Origin of the sequence: Nocardia carnea, assembly GCF_029868855.1 — a bacterium.
Classification (GTDB): Bacteria; Actinomycetota; Actinomycetes; order Mycobacteriales; family Mycobacteriaceae; genus Nocardia; species Nocardia carnea_A.
The window spans coordinates 1-18,106 of record NZ_JARWOV010000286.1 but is presented as its reverse complement, the minus strand read 5'-3'; the positions used below and the strand labels follow the sequence as shown (position 1 = coordinate 18,106).

Below are 18,106 nucleotides of genomic sequence, written 5' to 3'. Positions count from 1 at the left end.
GGTCCCCCCGGGCCCCCGGGCGGGGGTTTGCGCGGGGGCCGCCGGGCCGGACGCGCGGGCCGTCGCCCGGCCGGGCCACCTCATCCCCTGCGGGTGATGCGCCTGCGGTGGCCGGGTCGCCACCATGACGGCATGACCTACACATCGGATCTCGGGCCGGTCGAACTGGTCGTTCTCTCCTTCCCCGGCGCGCGGATCGACCGGTCGGTGACATCCGCGCTGGCCGAGGTGGTGGACCGTGGCTATGTCACGGTGCTCGACCTCATCTACTTGACCATGGACGAGAAGGGGGATCTGCGCCAGGTGGAAGTCGACGAATCGCTCACCGATATCGGGCTCGACGGGCTCACCGTGGATTCCCGCGGCCTGGTCAGCGATGAGGACCTCGACGTTGTTCGGGCCGCGATGGAACCGGGAACCTCCGCCGTCGTGATCGCCTACGAGGAGACCTGGGCCCGCAAGCTGGCCGGCACGGTACGGAGTGCCGGCGGCGAGGTCGCATTGCATGTGCAGATACCCCGGGATGCCGTTGCGGCGGCGATGTCGGCAGCCACTCGATAAGGGAGAATCCCATGGTGTTCCGCGCAGGACGTATCGGCAGGCCGGGGCTGCTCGGCACGGTCGCCCGCACCGCGGTGGTGGCGGGTACCGCCCGGGCGACGGCGAACGCGGTGGACCGGCACGCCCAGCGGCGGGCCGCGGAAAGCCAGGCCTACGCCGCGCAACAGGCGCCGCCACCACCTCCGCAGGAGTACGGTCGGCCGGACTCCTACGCCCGTCCGGCTCCGGCGCCCGCGGCGGCCGAGTCGGAGGATCTGGTCGACAAACTGCACCGGCTCGGTGAGCTACACGCCTCGGGTGTGCTCTCCGACGACGAATTCGCCGCGGCGAAACGGCAACTGCTCGGTTGACGGCTGCGCACCCGATGCCCGACCGGCCCCGCTGACCGAGAGGAATTCCGATGGGCGTGGTGATCGGTGATCTGTTGCCGCTGGCGGTCGGTGTGGCGATATCACCGGTTCCGATCGTGGCGGTCGTGCTGATGCTGTTGTCCCGCAACGCTTGTATCACCGCACCCGGATTCGCCGTGGGATGGGTGGCGGGGATTCTGGTGGTGACCGCGGTGGTGCTCGCGGTGGCCGGTTCACTGGGGTCGGGCAGCGGGGGCGGGGGAACGGCCGGGGCGTGGCTGAAGATCGCGCTGGGCGCGCTGCTGATCGTGCTCGCGCTGGGGCAGTGGCGGTCCCGCGCCGATACGTCGACGCCGAAGTGGATGCGGGCCATCGACGAGTTCACCTTCGCGAAGGCGGCCGGTCTGGCGGTGATGCTGTCGGCCGTGAATCCGAAGAATCTGCTGCTGTGCGTTTCGGCCGGCATCGTGATCGGCACCGGCGGACTCGATCTCGGCGGCGATATCGCGGCGCTGTTCGTGTTCACGGTGCTCGCGGCCGCTTCGGTGCTGATACCGGTCTGCGGGTATCCGGTCGCGGCGGATCGGATATCCGGCGCACTGGCCATCACCAAGAACTGGCTCCAGGCGAACAATCATATGGTGATGGCCATTGTGCTGCTGATCACGGGCGCGGTCGTGCTCGGTAAAGGAATCGGCGGGCTCGGTTGAACCGTGCCGCGACCCGCGGGATCACCATTCCCGGTACCCGCCGTAGGCGAGCGTCGCGCGATGCCGGATCTGCCGGAGCAGTGACCCCGCCGTGGCCGCTGTCAACGCTCCGATGCCGACGTCCGATGCGGATCCGTCAGCGTCATGCTGATCCCGATGAGGAGCCCGACGGTGACGACGCTGATCGCCCCGATCAGCGGGCCGAGTACCTCCAGCGCTTCGGCGCCCTGCGGTTCCGTGGCGTGGCTCGCGGCATGGGCGTGCATCGCGGACATGCCGGTGTAGTGCATGGTCGCCACGCCCGCTGCCATCACCAGGGCCGCACCCACCGTGGAGACCGCGCCCCAGGAGCGCATGCTGAACCACAGGGTGGTGGTGGCCGCGCCCATCGCGATCAGCAGGGAAAGGGCGATACGAACCGGGTCGTAATCGATCTGCGCGTCGGTTTGCATCGCGGCCATACCCGTGTAGTGCATGGCACCGATGCCCAGGCCGGTGATCACCCCGCCGGTGAGCAGGGTGGCGATGCCCGAACCGGGCATGCTCACCAGGTAGAGGCCCACGCCGACTACCCCGACCGCGAGGGCCGCGCTGAGTACGGTGAGGGGGACATCGAAGCGGATCTGGGCACCGTCGATCGAAAAGCCCAGCATCGCAACGAAATGCATGACCCAGATTCCGGTCCCGCCGATGGCGATCGAGGCCATGACCAGCCAGCCGACCCGGCGCCGCCCGCGGCGGGCCTGTTTGGTGCACTGGAGTCCGATGGCGCAACCGGTGGCCGAGAGAAAATACGCCAGCGCCGGTGTGAGCCAGCCCAGCGCGAAATGTTCCAGGTGAAGCATGTCCATCCAATTTTCCGCCGGGAAATCCCGGTCCTGTTGTGTGAGATAGACAGTACGACAAGCAGATCCGTAGAGTGTGCTGATTATTTGCCGATTTACGGTGTTATCCGTCACATCGAACGTCTGGGCACTGTGAATACGCAATATTGCATTCTCTGAAGTGGGTTGCCGGAATGTGGATCCTGGACGGTCCGTTTGGGTATTGCGGTGAAAACAACGTAGTTGTCGGATGTTTCGCGTTCCATGGTGGCGCGGGTGTTTGCTACCGCGGTGGTACTGATCCGAGGCCGACCGGACCTTCGAATGTGTCCATGGGTTCGATACGGCCGATAACTCGTCCGTAACCATGGGCTTCCGGACTTCGTCGAAGTCGCGTGCTCTGCCGGCGCTTCGTGGCGGCCTGTGAATGGGTATCGGCGGATATCGCTGGGCGGTTACATGTACACCGGCGGATCGGACTGATAGTCATTGGGTATGACTACTCCGGGTGAGTTCGAATTCGAGGACATCTACCGCACCGGCGGGCCGTTCGGGCCCGGTACCGCACCGCCCTGGAGTATCGGGGAGCCGCAACCCGCGCTCGCCGCGCTCATCGAGCAGGGCCGGTTCCACGGCGAAATCCTCGACGCCGGATGTGGTGAAGGCGCGATCTCGCTCGATCTCGCGGGCCGCGGTTACACCACCGTAGGGTTGGACCTCGCGCCGACCGCGATCGAATCCGCCCGTGCCGAGGCCCGCCGCCGCGGACTGGGCAATGCCACGTTCGAGGTCGCGGATATCACTTCGTTCTCCGGCTACGACGGGCGTTTCGGCACCGTTGTCGACAGCACGCTGTTCCATTCGATACCGGTCGAGGCCAGGGATGGTTACCTGTGCGCGATCGCCCGGGCCGCGGCGCCGGGTGCGTCCTACTTCGCGCTGGTTTTCGACCGGGCTGCCTTTCCCGAGGTGGCGACTCCGGGTCCGGGTCCGGCACCGGTCTCTGCTGATGAGCTGCGAGCGGCCGTCTCGAAGTATTGGGTGGTCGACGAGATCGAACCGGCGCGGATCCACGCCAAGCTCCCTGTCGCCGTGCTCGAGACTCCGACCGGCAATCCGATGTTCCGGCTCGAGGCCGTGCGCGACGAGCCGCACGGTCGCAAATCGCTGCCGGCCTGGTTGCTCTCGGCGCATATGGACTGATCTCGTCCGTACGGGATCGGTCCGCGGTCATCGGTGCGGGCCCTCGGCGGCCGGGTGTTCCGAGGCTCTCGGTGTGGACATTCCGAGAGACGTCGGCGGCATCGCGGTGACGGCTGCCTGCCGAACGTGCGTTACTCATCACCTTCTGCCGTCGACGCCGGCGGCGAGCCCGCGCTGTCGCCGGTCGAGGCGGGTGAAGGTCGGACGTTCTCCGGCGTCCTCCTATTCGGAATGTCCGGTATTTCCGTAATCGGCCGAGTATTCGGCTCGCGCAGGATAATTCGGTCGAATACCCCGGTGAAATACACAGGTGTAATTTCGTGGAACGTATTCGAAATCCGCTGAATTTAGGCTTTGTTAACCTCGGATTCCTATAACGTTTGCAAAACGGAACGGATACGTTAGAATTACGCCACTACCAATGTGAACGGCGCACCGAGCGTCGTCGGTTGGATGATTGATTGGAGAAGGAAATGGGTTCTGTCGACCTGGGCAACCTCGGAACTCTGCTGGGTGCATTCGGAAGCATCTTCAGTGGATTCGGCGATCTGACGAGCTTCTCCGCCGAGTGACAAGTGGCTCGTATACGCAGGTAGACCTGTACGAACAGCCCGCCGGATCGGGAATCCGGCGGGCTGTTCGTTTGTCTGCCGAATTCGATTGGTATTGGCCGGAAAGCGGCGGTCAAATCCGGGATATAGGGCGCCGCAGGTGAATCCGGAGTGATGGTTCCGGCCTATTCATGATCACAGTATGTGAAATTTGGGCACATCCTCGGCTCCGTAGCGCATAATCACGTCGACACCTATTCGGTGGGTCGACCGGCGAAAATCGAGTCGTGCTTCGGTGGAATCGATAACGAATACCCTTGTGGCCGCCGAATATTCCGCCGGAAGTTGTACCGGCTACCCTCCGGAGGACGTCCGGAATCGACGATCTTGCTCGCCGCGGCAATCCACTCCGTGCACACCTGGGTCCCGCCGGACTCCGATACCGGCGGATCCGTGTTCTCGGGTATCGCCTACTCCGACGACTCCGGCCCGTACAGCTTCCCGCAGTGGACGGGCCGGTCGTCCTGAGCGTCGAATTCAGCGGGTCGCTGCCAGCAGGGCCGCTGCCTTCTCGCCGATCACCACCGCGGGTGCGTGGGTGTGGCCGCGGATGATCGTGGGCATCACCGAGGCGTCGGCCACCCGCAAACTCTCGACACCGCGCACCTTCAGATCCGGCGCCACCACACTGCCGGAATCGCTGCCCATCCGGCAGGTCCCCACCGGGTGGTACAGGGTGTGTGAATGCCAGGTGAGTGCCTCTTCGAGGGTTGCGTCGAGGGTGTCGAGCTCCCGTTTGGGCTGCAGGAACGGGCCGAGCTCGGACCCCAGCGGCGCGGTGCGGGCGATCCGGTGCGCGATCCGCAGGCCCTCGAGCAGTGCCGCGCGATCGGCACCCTCGCTGTCGGACAGATACTTCGGATCCACAAGGGGCTTGGCGGCGGGGTCGGCCCCAGCGAGCGTGACCGTTCCGCGGCTACGTGGGCGCAGCAGGATCGGTCCCAGCGCGACAGCATGGCCGGGGGCGATGCCGATCCCTTCGTCGAAGAACGGTGCGGGTCCGAAAATGATCTCGAGGTCGGGCAGTTCGAGATCGGGCCTGCTGCGTACGAAACCGTAGGCTTCGCCGACGTTCGAGGTGAGTAAACCGCGGCGGCGCAGCAGGTAGTCGAGCAGCTGGCGCGGCTTCTCGGCGTCGAACAGGGTGCCGGAATCGACGCCGAAGCCGATGAGTGACACCAGGTGATCGCTCATATTGCGGCCGACATCCTGAATATGCCGAAGTACCGGAATGTCGTGTGCGCGCAACTGCCGTTCGTCGCCGATACCGGAGAGCATCAGCAATTGCGGGGTGTTGATCGCGCCGCCACAGAGGATGACCTCTTTGCGGGCCTCGACGGTGAGAACCCGATTGTCCTTCCGGTACTCGACGCCCACGGCGCGGGTGCCGTCGAAGACGACCCGGTTCGCGTGCGCTCCGGTGATCACGGTGAGATTCGGCCGGCGCCGTGCCGGCTTCAGATACGCATCGGCGGTACTCCACCGCGCCCCGCGCTTCTGGGTGACCATCGTCCGGCAGAAACCCTCCGGCTGTGCCGAGTTGGCCCGCTCGTTCTTGAAACCGGCGAGTTCGGCGGCCGCCAGGAATTTCCCGGTCCACGGGTTCGCGGTGCGCTGATGCGAGATCCGCAGGGGCCCGGTCCGGCCCTCGTCGGGCTCGGACGCGCCTTCGACGGCTTCGATCTTCCTGAAATACTCGACGATATCGGCGTACGACCAGGTACCGCCGGTCGCGGCGGACCACTCGTCGTAATCGGCGGCGAACCCACGCACCCACATCATGGCGTTCATCGAGGACGAGCCGCCGAGCAGCTTTCCGCGTGGATACAGGATCTGGCGGTTACCCAATTCGGGCTGCGGGGTGGTCAGGTAGCCCCAATCGCATTCGCTGCCGAAGAGTTTGGAGAACGCGGCCGGGATATGGGCGAACCGGTTGCTGTCCTCCGCTCCGGCCTCGAGCGCGACGACCTGGTTGCCGGGGTTCTCGCTGAGCCGGGCGGCGAGGACCGCACCGGCCGAGCCGGTGCCGACAACGACATAGTCGACGGTGGACGGCAGGGCCGCATCTGCTTTCATCGGTGTGCTCCAGTCGTGGTTCAGCCGCGCAGGGCGGAGGCGAAAATTGCGGGCAGCCGCGACCAGCGGGGTTCGGCGGCGAAGGCGGTGAGCAGGCGACCGGTCCGCGCTGCGGTCCGGTTGGTGACGAACCACGGCGGTTTCGGGGTCAGTGCCCATTCCCGGTTCAGCAGCGACCGCGGCGCGGGCCGGAACGGGCCCCGGACGACGGTGCGTTCGATCCGGTCGATCAACCATGCGTTGTGTACGACGCCGATCCCGCTCTGCACATCGTCGAGGGTATGTCCGGGATAGGCGCCCCAGCTCGCGGTCGGGGTCAGGTACCCCACGGCCGTCCACGCGTTCACCGCGACAGTGCCGTAGCGCAGTCGTTCGATCAGTTCGCCGAACTCGGTACCGAGGGCCGAGATGGTGTCCGGATGCGCGACGATATTGACCCCGAGCGTGCCGGCGAACCGTTCGTTGGCGGTGTCCGCCGCGGCGCCGGCGAAGGCTGCGCCGGTGCCGGGTAGCTCCACCACGCCGAGCACCGGTGCGAAGTATTCGGTCGAGTACAGCGCCTCTGCGGCGGCGGGATCGAGCCCGGTGACCAGCACGCGTTCACCCCGTGCACCCAGCCGCCGGGCAGCGGGGTAGGTGCTGCGCGCCCCGGCCACGCGGTCGTCGCTGCCGGGATAGTAGGCGCGGCGGGCCGGTGCCCGGTCCAGGGCGGCGGCCAGGGCTGTCAGGAACTCGTCCTTCTGCGGCCAATCGGCGGAGACGATCACGGCCTGCGCCGCCACACAGTTGTAACCGCCGTTGTGCAGCCGCTGGGTCGCGATATGTTCGGCCTGGAAGCGCAGATCGGCCGCACTCCACCGGCCGGGCAGCACGATCGTCGGCGAGACACCTCCCAGTTCACTGCTGATCGGTTTGTCCAACAGTGGTGTGCCGGCGGCCTTACGGGCCGCGGCGTCGGGGCCGGTACCCCAGACGATCGCGTCGTGGGTCGCGGCGCTACCGGTCATATGGACGTGGGCGACCTTCTCGTGGGCGATCAGTCGTCCGCCGATATCGGCGCCGCCGGTGAGGATGCGCACTACCCCGAAGTCGATCAGCGGCGCGAAGATCTTCTCGAAAACCGGCAGGAGTGGGTCGGTGACCGGGTTCAGCTTGAGAGCGACCACCCGGTTGTGCGCAATGAGCTCGTACACGGTGTCCAGTGGCGCGATCGAGCTGATATTGCCCGCGCCGAGGACCGCGCCGATGCCCTGGGTACGGGTCGGATCGAGCTGAGCGAGACCGGCGTTGGCCCGCGCCGCGGCCGGGCTCACGCCCCGCTGTAGCCAGACCTCGGCGCTGAAGCCGCTGAGCAGCAGTTCGTCGTACAGGCCGGTGGGCAGCACCCGTACAGTCACCTGATTCCCGGCGGTTCCGAACTTCGCCTTGGCGAGCGGGCTGACGCCTTGCTCCAGCGATTCGAGAGTGGCGGAGACGGCGGTGAGAGCGGTCGCAAACGCATAGGGTCCGGATATCCATTCCTCACCCACCAGTGGCGACGAGGTATCCAGGCCTTTGATCCGCACGGCGGCGTCGACCCAGTCCTGGGCATACCGCCCGGTGAGAGCACGGACCCGGTCGAGTAGGGCGCGTCTGCCGGACAGTGGTAACCGGGACCATTTCTGCTCGCCGGCGGCAAGATCGGAGACGGCGGCGTCGATGGCGGTATCGGCTGCGGCGGCCTGTTCTGTCTGCACGGTGCACTCCGTTGATGAGAATCGCGCGGTTATCCGGACACTGATGAGTGTGACTGTGCTCACGACCGATGGATATGTGTCGTTGTTGCGGACACTTACCCCGGGTTTTGTGCCCGCGCACAATCTCGGCGTGGTTTGGCTCACTTCGGATGCGTAGACTGCCGGATATGACCACGCCCGCGCCGGTGACACCCGCACCCGAAGCATCGGCGTTGGCCGCCCGGCTGTCGAATGGCGTCGAGGTGCTGACCGACATCCTCGTGGCCCGCATCGCCGCGGCCGACCCGTCCTATGGACAGTCCGGGTTGCTGACCGAGGAGCAGCTGGCGCACACCTGCCGGGAAAACCTCACCTCGGTGATCGGCGCCCTGGCCGGTACGCATCCTTTCCGGTTGCAGCCGGCCCGTGCGGCCGGGCGGCTGAAGGCCGAACAGGGCATCCCGATCGCCGCGCTGTTGCACGCCTATCGGCTGGGCGGCCGGCTCATCTGGGAAGAGCTGACCGCGCGATCGGACGGACCCGGCGATCCGCGGCTGCACGATCTGGCCACGCATCTGTGGGAACTCATCGATCTGTACTCCGATGCCGCCGTCGAGGCCTATCGCGATACCGAGGTACTGCTCGCGCATTCCGACGCTCAGATCCAGAGCCGGCTGATCCGGACGTTGTTCGACGACCATTCCGGTAACCCGGCCAGAGTGCTCGACGTCCTGCGGACGCTGGGGTTTCCGGAACGGGGCGCGTTCGCTGTCGTTGCCATCGACACCGAGCCCACCGCGCAGTTACCGGCGAAGCTCGCCGCGGCCCTGGACGGCCTCGGCATCAGGTCGGTCTGGGATGCGCAGATCGATGCGTATATCGGGTTGCTGTCCGCGGCGACGCCGGCCGCGATCGACCGCGCGGCCACGACGATTTCCTCGGTCGTTGCCGACCGGGTCGGTATCAGCACCGTGTTCTGGGCGTCCCGGGCCATCCCCGCGGGGCTCACCGAGGCGCGGCTGGCCGCGCGCTCCGTGCGTGCCGGTACGGCCGGTGCGGTCCGTTTCGGTGACGAACCCGTCGGTCACCTGCTCATTGCCGTACCCGAAGCGGGCCGCCGGGCCGCCTCGCAGATCCTGGGCCCCGTCTTCGAACTGCCGGACGCCGAACGCGACGATTTGATCGCGGCTCTCGACGCCTGGTACCGCTGCGGCGGTTCGGCCGCGGCGGTTGCCGAAAACATGCATTGCCACCGCAATACGGTGCGTTACCGGCTGCGGAAGATCCGCGATCTCACCGGGCGCGATACCACCGACCCGCGCCAGTCCGCCGAGCTGTACCTGGCCCTGGAAGCCTGGTCGCTGCTGGGCACCGCGACCGGCCGGGAATCCTGAACCGCGGGCGCGTTCGCCGCCCGGATCGGTCAGCGCGGAGCCGATCATGGGGTCCCGGTAGTAATCGCGCGGAAATCAACGAAGTTGCCTGGACCAGCGGTGACGGCGGGCTGTCGGTGCCCGGTTCGCCTGCCGCTCACGGTGCCGAAACGTCACCTGACGTCGTGGTCCGCAGATTGTGTCGCCGCACCGACTCTCGCTGGGGTAGTGCTCGGTGTGCTGGCCACCCGCTTCGGGGTGCGGGTGGGGTAGGTCCGGGAGTAGCGGTCCGGTCGGTTCGAAAGGGTGGGAAAAGTAGATACTGGTCGGTCCTGAATTTGTAGCACTATTGCGTTGACCAGCGATAAGTCTGTGCCAGGGGGGATCGGTGAACAGTTCGGTTCCGGAAGGAGGTGAGAGCGATGGGTTCCTTCGGATTCGATTTCGGTGTCGGCCTCGATCTGTTCCTCAAGTGGTTGCAGGTCATGTTCGGGCTGGGCATCGGTATCAGCTGACCACCGGTCCGGCACACTGCTGCGGACGGTTCCCCGAACTGTGATGGCCGTTTGCAGTGAAGGAGGTAGCGGGTGGTGCGCGTCCCGGTGCGCGCTGCCCACTAGCTCCGACCGGTCTTTCGGGTTCGACGGCGTCGCGGCTCGGTCGTGACGTTCGGTAACCCGAGTCTCTACTGCGGTTTTGCGGTTTCGAAAGGTTCGGGTCCATGTCCAGCCGCCCGCCGCACCCGGGTGAAGACCCGAGCAGACGGCAATTCCTCGGGCCGGGGCCCTACCCGCCCGCGCGGCAAGACTGCGGATATGACCCCTTGCCGATGGTCATAGCATCGGCAGAATGTGCGTTGTGACAACAGGGGACGCGCAGCGAGCGACCGAGAACATCGACGGCGCACCGCAATTGGATTCAGAACAGCAGGAGGCCGAGGCGACAGCTTCCGTTCCGGAAACCCAGTCGGCTACAGCCTCTCCGGCACCGACGACGGAAGAGTATCCGGATACACCACCGGCTTCGGTGCCACGATCTCCAACGCCCCCGCCACAACAGGCGGCTGCGGGAGCCGCAGCGACGTGGGCGAAGGCAGCCACGGTAGCGACCGCTGCCGGCACTCTGCTTGCCGCGTTTGCCGCGGTAGGTGCGCTCTACTTCTCCAACAGCGCGTTGAGCGCGTCCACCGACCAACTCGACCTGTCACGCCAGACCGCACAGTCCGAGCTGTTCAAGTCAGCCTCCGAACAGTTGGACTCGGGCAAGGTGAGCGTCCGCCTCAGCGGGGTCTACCTGCTCGAACGTCTGGCACAGTCTTCCGTGGCAGACCAGCCCACCGTCCGTCGGCTTCTGCAGGCCTTCGTCATTACCGAAACCACCACCGAGCCCTGCAAACCCCCTGAACAGGCAGCTCCGGTGGATATCCAGGCCGCCTTGCGCGTCATCGCGAAGTACGCCGCCCTGCCGGAGGACCCGGTGCCGGTGAATCTCGATGGGGCCTGCCTCGCCGCCGCAAACCTGAGAGGAGCAGCCCTCACCGACGCATCGCTGGAAGAGGCATGCCTCTACGGCGTACACCTGGGCGAGGCGAACCTCGCCGGCGCAAGGTTGAGCGAGGCGACCCTCGCCGGGGCATTCCTGGGCGAGGCGAACTTCACCGACGCATTCCTGGGCTCGGCGAACCTCGCCCACGCATTCCTGGGCGGAGCGAACCTCACGAGGGCATTCCTGAGTGCAGCGGACCTCACCGGCGTAGACCTGAGAGGAGCAGTCCTCACCGGCGCAAACCTGAGAGGAGCAGTCCTCACCGGCGCCATCTACGACGAGAGCACACGATGGCCGGAGGGGTTCGTCCCCCCACCGTCTGCATAACACCCTTGAGCGCGGCATCCGATGCCGGCGCGGATAGGTGAGGGCCGGTGAAAGGCCTGATGCGCTAGTCGTTTTCGTCCGAATTGTCGCTATCACTCCGTGCTCTGGATATGGCGGCGGGGCGGTGCCCTGCCCGGTGAGCAGGGGGGATGCGGACGAACACGGGTCAGGGCGTCGTGGTGGTCAGGGAGCCTCCCTAGGCTAACGACATGGGTTCGAAGGATTGGCCAGAGATTGCACGTCAGCTCGCGAAATCGTTGGCGGCTGAACTACCCGAACTGGAGCTGAATTTCGCACCGTCATCGCTGGGCAGACTGGAGGCTGAGGTTCTGCGTCGATTCACCGATCCGGCTCAGCTGGCCGCTCCGGAAGCGCGGCCGTTCGTAGATGGGGTGGCCGCCTACTTCGGCGAGGTGATGTGTGGCTTGGGTGGGTGGGGATGGTCGACTGCGTGGGAGTGGGGACATTCGTCCCCGTGGGAGGGTGACGACCGACCCGAGGTCAATGCCTGGAAAGACCTGCACTACGCAATTTCGCGACCTCTACCAGGGTTTGTGCCTTGGGACGTCATCGCCGACGCCGTCCGTGACCGCTCCGGTTCCGAATTCCTCGACCGCTATGAGGATTGGGATAGTGCGGCAATGGAGATGGTGGACGAACTGGCATCGGCCGAAGACGACGAAGACGAAGACGAAGACGCATAGGGTCGTGCCCCCCGATGATTTGAGCCGTTCGACGACCAGAGCCAGGACGATTCCAGCACGATAGGTCACCGCCGGCTTGCGGTGTCGCTTACTCGGCCAGCATCTTCGCCCATCGTTCGTGCGCGGATTGCCGCGAGATGCCGACCGCCCGGCCGATGTCGGCCCAGGAGGCGCCGGCGTCGCGGGCGGCGCGCACGGCCACGTTCAGCTTGTGCTGGGCGTCGTCGACATCGTCGGAGGCCGGTTCCACCGTGTGCAGCTCGTCGGCGGGGCCGGTGTGGATCTGCCAGTCCACCAGGATCAGGTCCTCGGTGGCAGGGTCGAGGAACGGCGTGTCACCGGGCCAGTAGAGGCGGCGGGTGTCGAGGTCCTCCTCGGCGCGGGCGGGCACGCGGGTCCATACCGGGCCGGTCCAGCAGCGGCGGTGTCCGAGGTGCGGGTGGGGGACGGTGCACAGCGCGTGCCACGGGGTCCGGGAACATCCACGAGAAAGGTCACGCTAAGGGGTTACCGCAGATAGTGACAGGCTATATGCGGTAATCGGTGAGTCATCCTGGCGTTGTCGGCGTTCCGCGCTACGGCGACTCGGGAAACTACCTGCGGTACCACCGCAGCCCTTGTCAGCGGGATGGGTGGCGGATAGGAATATCGGGTGTCTGATCAACAGAGTCTTGCCCGGATCGTTACGGCCGTCGCCTCGGTCGTGGTCGCCGTGTGCGCGGTGGTGGTGACGGTGAAGGTAGCGGGGGCCGATCTCGACCCGGCCGATCCACCGCGGGTGCTGGACCAGACGGCGCTGGAGCAGCAGGTGGCGAACCGGTTGCAGGGCGTGAGGGAGGAACCGGTGGGCCGGGTGACCTGTCCCGGTTCTGTGCAGGTCGTGGTGGGTAACAAGTTCGACTGCGAGACATGGGATTACCTGGACGGCGCGAAGGTACAGGTCGAAATCATCAGCGATCAGGGCGAGATCGAGGTGACCAGGCCGTGACAGGGGTCCGGGATTCGAGTTGATCCCGCAACCACCGCGATGGGTTCATGAACCTCACCGGCGCTGCATCCCGACACGAAGCACTGGATTGATAGCCAAACCGCTTGGCGTGACTTCTCGCGGACTTGCACCCCGACCCCCTTGACCAGAAAATCCGCGTTTCTGACCGCCGATAAGTGACCCAAATCGGTTGTTACGCAGCTTTGCTGTGTTTCTGTTCGATTCCTGGCACTCGACATCCCATACCCTGGCCACCTCGTCTGCGGACCTCTCGGCGCCTATCGAGGTACACCTCAAATAGGCACGCCGGGACCGTCTGTCCGAGGGTTGGTTGGTGTGTTGGTGGCCTCGAGGTCGGGTCACCAGAACAGTTCGATCAGCCGGGCGCCGAGTTCTTGGAGGGCTCCGCCGATCAGGCAGCCGGCGGCGCTTGCTGCGGCGGCCAGCAGGGGTGTTCGGACCTTGTGCCGTCGCGGGTTCGGGGCGAGGTCGTTGTTGGTGTTCGTGTCGGTCATCGGTGGGTTGGGTCCGTTCCGTGGTTGTGGTGGTGTGTGCCGGAACGAGAAAAGCCCGAGGTTGGACGCGGTACAACCGGCCGGCCGCGCTGGGTTTGGTGAAATCGCATGTAGCGGCCTATTTTTGGGCGACCCGAGTCGGGCCGAATCGGGGAAGAGGGCGAGAGGAACCGTGGGTGAGTGCTACCGGGGGCGGTGCGGAGGGTTCGATATCGGCGCGGGAACGGTTCATCACCGAACTCGCGGCGTTGCGGCGGTCTTCGGGCGCGACCGCTGGTGATGTCGCGACGTGGATTCAGCATCGGCACGGGGTCAAGGTGGCGGAATCGACGGTTGGTGAGTGGCTCAAGTCCGAACCGCGGATCCCTCGCGACAACAAGAAGTTCTTGCTCGTGGTCGAGTGTCTGTATGCCGGTGCCGGCCGCCCGTGGAACAGGGCCGCTGTGGTGTATTGGACGCGATTGCATGCCGGTGCTTCCGCCGAGAACAAGGCGGCCGGTGCCAAGCCGGACTCGGAGACCGACAGCGGCGAGGACGCTCACTCGCCCGCCATTGACCCACCAGCCGGGTCCTCCCCCAGCGCCGCCGAGGGCCATGTCGCCGATGATCGTTCGGCGCCTCCCGCCCCGTCCCCGCCCGCCTTTGTTCCGCCGCCGGCCTTGCAACGTGTCGACTACGGCGAACCGGAACGCCCCCGAGGCCGCGGTGTGGGTCGGCGGCAGTTCCTCCTGGCTGCCGCGATTACCGTCCCGGCTACGGCACTGGCGGTCGCTGCCGGCCGGGAAATCCACAGTCGGTCCCAGCCCGAGGTGACCGGGACTCCCTCACCGTCGCCCTCTGCAGAGTCGCCCGCTCCATACGTCCCCCGAGTCGAGATCGACTCACACACGGTCCTGGCGACTCTCGATGAGAGCCCGTACGTTATGGCGTTCAGTCCGGAGGGTGACCTTTTCGCTGTCGGCGGCTTCAAAGGCGGCGTGGTGCTGTGCAACACGATGACCCAGCAGCAGGTCGCCACTCTTGCCGGCCACCGAGACACCATCGACGAGATAATGTTCAGCCCCGACGGGGCGGTCCTGGCCACCATGTCCGGGGCAGAGGTCCGGTTCTGGAACACCACCACACATCAGCAAATCGGTGATCCGCTCTACCCTCACCCGGCGGACATCGAAGGCAGCTACCTCAGTATCAGTGCGGTGGCGTTCAGTCCCGACGGCCTCGTCTTTGCCACCGCGTGCGCCTACGATGCCAGCATCCGGTTGTGGGATCGGCGCACGATGAACCTCGTCAGTGTCCTCGCCGACGGTGGCCGGAGCCTGCTTGCCATGACTTTTCTACTCGACAGTCACATCGTCTCTGTAGGCCGCACCATCCGGACGTGGAACCGTTTCACACGCCGAACCATCGACGATGTCCCCGCGCAGGAGGGGGGGCGTCTGGTCCATCGCTATGGGGGCTGACGGGCGCTACATCGCGATCGTGGAGGACAGGGAGAAATACCAGATGTGGGGCCGGGACAGCGGGCACTATGAGAGGCTCGGCGCCCCCCGCCCTGTGCAGCGGATCGAGGGAACGGCGTTCGACGGCTACGCAGATACTTTCGCCTACGCCGTCGGGCGTGAGATCCACCTGGTAGAGCCCGAGTCGGGCCGCCCGCTCTGCGCTCCCATCGCTGCCCCTCGGATCCCTTCCGGCGTGGAGGGCTATTTCATGAGGGTGGCACTCAATCGAGAAGGCACCGCTCTCGCCGCCAACTATTTCAACGACGACTCGGTGAGTCTGTGGAAGATCGCCAGGCACTGACCCGAGCCCCTTTGACTCCAGGTTCACGCCTTCGTCAGTTCCGGCAGATACTTGTACAGCGTGGTTCGCGAGATCCCGAGCAGCCGGGCGATCGAGGACACCGACTCGTCGGGCCGGGTCAGCAGTGCGCGGGCCTGCCGGATCGGGCCGGGCATCTCCAGCAGCAGCTCCACCGGCAGTTCGAATCCGGCATTGTGGCCACACGATTCCCCGCCACTGGCGTCGCCGAACGCGACGATGCGCAGGGCATCCGCCCACATCACCGCCTCACGCGGGAAGTAGGAACGGCACTCGTCCCAGTCGGTCCGCGCGATCTCCAGCACCTCCGGTTAGGCGGTGCTGATGTGTTTCTACCAGTTCATCCTGGTCTTCCTTTCTTCGGTGCCTCACCGATCGGTTTATGGCAGTGATCGGTTGCGGCTGTGCGGTTTTGGGCAGATTATGAGGTGTGACGGCAGGGGACGGGCAGCAGGTGATCGAAGACCCGGGCGGGGCACCGAGTCCAGATTCGGGCGAGATGGGAGACGGGGAGGCAACTCCGGATCCGGGGGGACAGCAGCCCGCGTCCTCTGAATCCCCGTCGGACGTTGAGCCTGCGGGCACTCCGACTGTGTCGGCACCGCAACCGGAAGTGGCTCAGCTCCAGGCTCCTCCGACGACGACGGGGATGAAGGTAGCCACGATCACGACCGCCATAGGCACCTTGATGGCCTCGCTTGCCGCGTTGGGTGCGCTCTACTTCTCCAACAGCACCCTTGGTGCAACCAACGAACAACTCGGCCTGGCACGCCGGACCGCGCAATCCGAACAAATCAAATTAGCGGCAGAACAACTCGATTCGGACAAGGAGAGCGTCCGACTCAGCGGCATCTACTTGATCGAACGACTCGCTGAGGACTCCGAGGCCGACGTGCCCGACCTCCGCCGCCTTCTCGAGGCATTCGTACGCACTCAGTCCACCTCCGGCCCCTGTGAACTGCCTCCACCGGAATCGCCGGAGAAATACCGAGAGCTGATAGCGCCGGCTGATATTCAAGCCGCTCTGGACATGATCATGAAGTACAGCGTCCTATCGGTTTACACCCCCCGGGTGAATATTCAGGGGGCGTGCCTCGTCGAAACAGCTTTGACGGGTGCGAACCTGTCCATCGCAGTCCTGGCTGACGCGAACCTCACCGGCGCCGTCCTGGAAAATGCGAACCTCACCAGCACAATCCTGGACGGTGCGAACCTCACCGAGGCCGTCTTGACCCGTGCGGATCTCACCGGCGTGAACCTGCAAGACGTGAACCTCACCGGCGCATTCCTGGACGGTGCGAACCTACCCCGCGCAACCTTGACCGGTGCGAACCTCACCGGGATCGAGTACGACGACAGCACCACATGGCCGGAGGGATTCATCCCGCCGCGGCGTTGAAGGTCGCCAAACTGGGGAAATTCGTGTCCGGCATTGCGGCTGCAGGGCTGGGCCACGGTTTATTGCCGGGGTGTGTGAGTGAGTGCTGCCCGGCCGCCAGTGGCGAGTTCGGGCACGTACTTGTACAAGGTGGTGCGCGAGATCCCGAGTAGCCGCGCGATCGAGGACACCGACTCATCGGGCCTGTTCAGCAGTGCGCGGGCCTGCCGGATCTGTTCCTCGGTCATGGCCGGTGGCCGGCCGAGGCGCTGCCCGCGGGCCCGGGCGGCAGCCAGGCCTTCGTGGGTGCCGTCGACGATCAGCTCGCGGATGAACTCCGCCAGCGCGGCGAAGACGTGGAACACCAGCCGGCCGCCGGGGGTGGTGGTGTCGAGCGCTTCGTGCAGTGACCGAAATCCGATCCCGCGGCGGCGCAGGTCGGCCACGATCGAGATCAGGTCCTGTAGGGAGGGGCCGAGCCGGTCAAGGGAGGCGACGACGAGGGTATCGCCGGCGCGCATGTAGTCCAGGCACGCCGATAACTGCTCACGCTCGGCGTCCTTCCCGGACTTCTTGTCGGCGAACACCTTCCTGCACGCGGCGGCCTTCAGCGCCCGGGTCTGCCGATCCAGGTTCTGGTCCCGAGTCGAGACGCGGGCGTACCCGATCAGCGCTCCGCCCCCGCCGATCGGGTCTAGGGAATCGCCATCGAGCGAGAGGGGTCCGAGCGCATCAGTATCCGTCACCCCCAAATCGTACATAAAAGGGTGATCTTCTGTTGTTGAACAGCTCGACTTTACGACACGTTTTTTGAACAGTCGCCGTTTTTGGTCGACCTGGGCGTTCGTTCGTCCGCCGGAGCCCTTTTCGGCTCGACTGTCCATAAAATGACCGTTTCTTGAACATAAAGTTATGGTACCTGCGTTACGAAACTAGGCCGGGCGATCGTGCGTATTGCCAGGTCATCGACTTTGCGATAACCTTCCCGCATTGGGCGCACGTGCGCCTACGAGCTCCAGCCAATGTGGTTGGAGCTCTTTTTCGTTCAGGCCTCCGGTGCTCCTGCCGGGGGCCTTTCGTCGTTTATGGAGGGTGTTCGTGTTGGTTGATGTCATGTCCGTGGGGTCCGGAGTTGGCGTGTGGACCGTGTTCTGGGTTCAGCTTCCCGTGTTCGTATTCGCGCTGGCCATCATCATTGTGGCGATCACTGCACTGCGGAAGGCTCGACCCGAGGACGTGCCTCAGGTGTTCGAGGCGTTACCAGTAGCGTTTGGAACCCCGGCGCGACCCCGTACCGGGCGAGCCCCCACGGGGGGGGCAGCCGGTCGCACATCTCGACCTCGACCGAACCGGCGGACAGCAGCTGCTCGGCGGCATAGCATGCGGCGGGCCCCGTACCGACGAT

Annotated in this window: 18 protein-coding genes and 1 pseudogene; 11 read left to right on the top strand and 8 right to left on the bottom strand. The window is 65.6% G+C overall.

All coding sequences use genetic code 11. The features are described from left to right. The first annotated feature begins 132 nt into the window (after nucleotides 1–132). From QH195_RS29625 to QH195_RS29615, 3 genes are read left to right on the top strand one after another with little or no spacing between them, the layout of a single operon-like run. Nucleotides 133–561 carry a DUF6325 family protein gene (locus tag QH195_RS29625; RefSeq protein WP_280437807.1) on the top strand — a complete coding sequence of 143 codons (429 nt, stop codon included), beginning with the start codon at nucleotides 133–135 and terminating at the stop codon, nucleotides 559–561. 11 nt (nucleotides 562–572) lie between these two features. Then, a complete protein-coding gene (locus tag QH195_RS29620) occupies nucleotides 573–911 on the top strand; it encodes an SHOCT domain-containing protein (protein WP_280437806.1) in 339 nt (112 codons plus the stop codon). Between the two features lie 50 nt (nucleotides 912–961). After that, nucleotides 962–1,621 carry a GAP family protein gene (locus QH195_RS29615; RefSeq protein WP_280437805.1) on the top strand — a complete coding sequence of 220 codons (660 nt, stop codon included), beginning with the start codon at nucleotides 962–964 and terminating at the stop codon, nucleotides 1,619–1,621. 101 nt (nucleotides 1,622–1,722) lie between these two features. Here QH195_RS29615 and QH195_RS29610 read toward each other — a convergent pair whose 3' ends face one another. Beyond that, entirely contained in the window at nucleotides 1,723–2,472 is a 750-nt protein-coding gene (locus QH195_RS29610) for an MHYT domain-containing protein (protein ID WP_280425055.1), read from the bottom strand. Between the two features lie 468 nt (nucleotides 2,473–2,940). Between QH195_RS29610 and QH195_RS29605 the strand changes: the two genes are divergently transcribed. Continuing rightward, on the top strand, nucleotides 2,941–3,648 hold the full coding sequence (locus tag QH195_RS29605) for a class I SAM-dependent methyltransferase (protein ID WP_280437804.1): 708 nt from the start codon (nucleotides 2,941–2,943) through the stop codon (nucleotides 3,646–3,648). 1,088 nt (nucleotides 3,649–4,736) lie between these two features. Here the strand turns inward: QH195_RS29605 and QH195_RS29600 are convergent. Continuing rightward, on the bottom strand, nucleotides 4,737–6,335 hold the full coding sequence (locus QH195_RS29600) for a GMC family oxidoreductase (RefSeq protein WP_280437803.1): 1,599 nt from the start codon (nucleotides 6,333–6,335) through the stop codon (nucleotides 4,737–4,739). 20 nt (nucleotides 6,336–6,355) lie between these two features. Then, nucleotides 6,356–8,071, bottom strand: a complete 1,716-nt coding sequence (locus tag QH195_RS29595; protein WP_280437802.1) for an aldehyde dehydrogenase family protein — start codon at nucleotides 8,069–8,071, stop codon at nucleotides 6,356–6,358. A 167-nt stretch (nucleotides 8,072–8,238) separates the two neighbouring features. Here QH195_RS29595 and QH195_RS29590 point away from each other — a divergent pair, with 167 nt between their 5' ends. From QH195_RS29590 to QH195_RS29580, 3 genes are all read left to right on the top strand, one after another. Then, nucleotides 8,239–9,444, top strand: a complete 1,206-nt coding sequence (locus tag QH195_RS29590; protein WP_280437801.1) for a PucR family transcriptional regulator — start codon at nucleotides 8,239–8,241, stop codon at nucleotides 9,442–9,444. 837 nt (nucleotides 9,445–10,281) lie between these two features. Beyond that, nucleotides 10,282–11,295 (top strand): pentapeptide repeat-containing protein, encoded by a 1,014-nt coding sequence (locus QH195_RS29585; RefSeq protein WP_280437800.1) that lies wholly within the window; start codon nucleotides 10,282–10,284, stop codon nucleotides 11,293–11,295. Between the two features lie 209 nt (nucleotides 11,296–11,504). Beyond that, a complete protein-coding gene (locus QH195_RS29580; RefSeq protein ID WP_280437799.1) occupies nucleotides 11,505–11,999 on the top strand; it encodes a hypothetical protein in 495 nt (164 codons plus the stop codon). An 88-nt stretch (nucleotides 12,000–12,087) separates the two neighbouring features. On the opposite strand, the gene QH195_RS29575 is transcribed toward QH195_RS29580, so the two are convergent. After that, on the bottom strand, nucleotides 12,088–12,390 hold the full coding sequence (locus tag QH195_RS29575; RefSeq protein ID WP_280437798.1) for an AsnC family protein: 303 nt from the start codon (nucleotides 12,388–12,390) through the stop codon (nucleotides 12,088–12,090). A 261-nt stretch (nucleotides 12,391–12,651) separates the two neighbouring features. On the opposite strand from QH195_RS29575, the gene QH195_RS29570 reads away from it, so the two are divergent. Continuing rightward, nucleotides 12,652–12,987 (top strand): DUF4333 domain-containing protein, encoded by a 336-nt coding sequence (locus QH195_RS29570; protein ID WP_280425065.1) that lies wholly within the window; start codon nucleotides 12,652–12,654, stop codon nucleotides 12,985–12,987. 359 nt (nucleotides 12,988–13,346) lie between these two features. Here QH195_RS29570 and QH195_RS29565 read toward each other — a convergent pair whose 3' ends face one another. Then, nucleotides 13,347–13,502, bottom strand: coding sequence for a hypothetical protein (locus QH195_RS29565; protein WP_280425066.1), 156 nt, complete (start codon nucleotides 13,500–13,502; stop codon nucleotides 13,347–13,349). Between the two features lie 176 nt (nucleotides 13,503–13,678). Between QH195_RS29565 and QH195_RS29560 the strand changes: the two genes are divergently transcribed. Both QH195_RS29560 and QH195_RS29555 read left to right on the top strand, forming a co-directional pair. Further along, nucleotides 13,679–14,962 (top strand): WD40 repeat domain-containing protein, encoded by a 1,284-nt coding sequence (locus tag QH195_RS29560; RefSeq protein ID WP_280437797.1) that lies wholly within the window; start codon nucleotides 13,679–13,681, stop codon nucleotides 14,960–14,962. Further along, nucleotides 14,952–15,305: a hypothetical protein gene (locus tag QH195_RS29555; protein ID WP_280437796.1), complete on the top strand. Its 354-nt coding sequence runs from the start codon at nucleotides 14,952–14,954 to the stop codon at nucleotides 15,303–15,305. The genes QH195_RS29560 and QH195_RS29555 overlap by 11 nt, the downstream gene beginning before the upstream one ends. A gap of 23 nt (nucleotides 15,306–15,328) precedes the next feature. On the opposite strand, the gene QH195_RS29550 is transcribed toward QH195_RS29555, so the two are convergent. Continuing rightward, nucleotides 15,329–15,628 (bottom strand): helix-turn-helix domain-containing protein, encoded by a 300-nt coding sequence (locus QH195_RS29550; protein ID WP_280425068.1) that lies wholly within the window; start codon nucleotides 15,626–15,628, stop codon nucleotides 15,329–15,331. 344 nt (nucleotides 15,629–15,972) lie between these two features. On the opposite strand from QH195_RS29550, the gene QH195_RS29545 reads away from it, so the two are divergent. Beyond that, nucleotides 15,973–16,722, top strand: coding sequence for a pentapeptide repeat-containing protein (locus tag QH195_RS29545; protein ID WP_280437795.1), 750 nt, complete (start codon nucleotides 15,973–15,975; stop codon nucleotides 16,720–16,722). A gap of 59 nt (nucleotides 16,723–16,781) precedes the next feature. On the opposite strand, the gene QH195_RS29540 is transcribed toward QH195_RS29545, so the two are convergent. Further along, nucleotides 16,782–17,447 (bottom strand): recombinase family protein, encoded by a 666-nt coding sequence (locus QH195_RS29540; RefSeq protein ID WP_348536836.1) that lies wholly within the window; start codon nucleotides 17,445–17,447, stop codon nucleotides 16,782–16,784. Between the two features lie 458 nt (nucleotides 17,448–17,905). Beyond that, nucleotides 17,906–18,106: pseudogene (locus tag QH195_RS29535) on the bottom strand (ferredoxin); the annotation flags it as partial.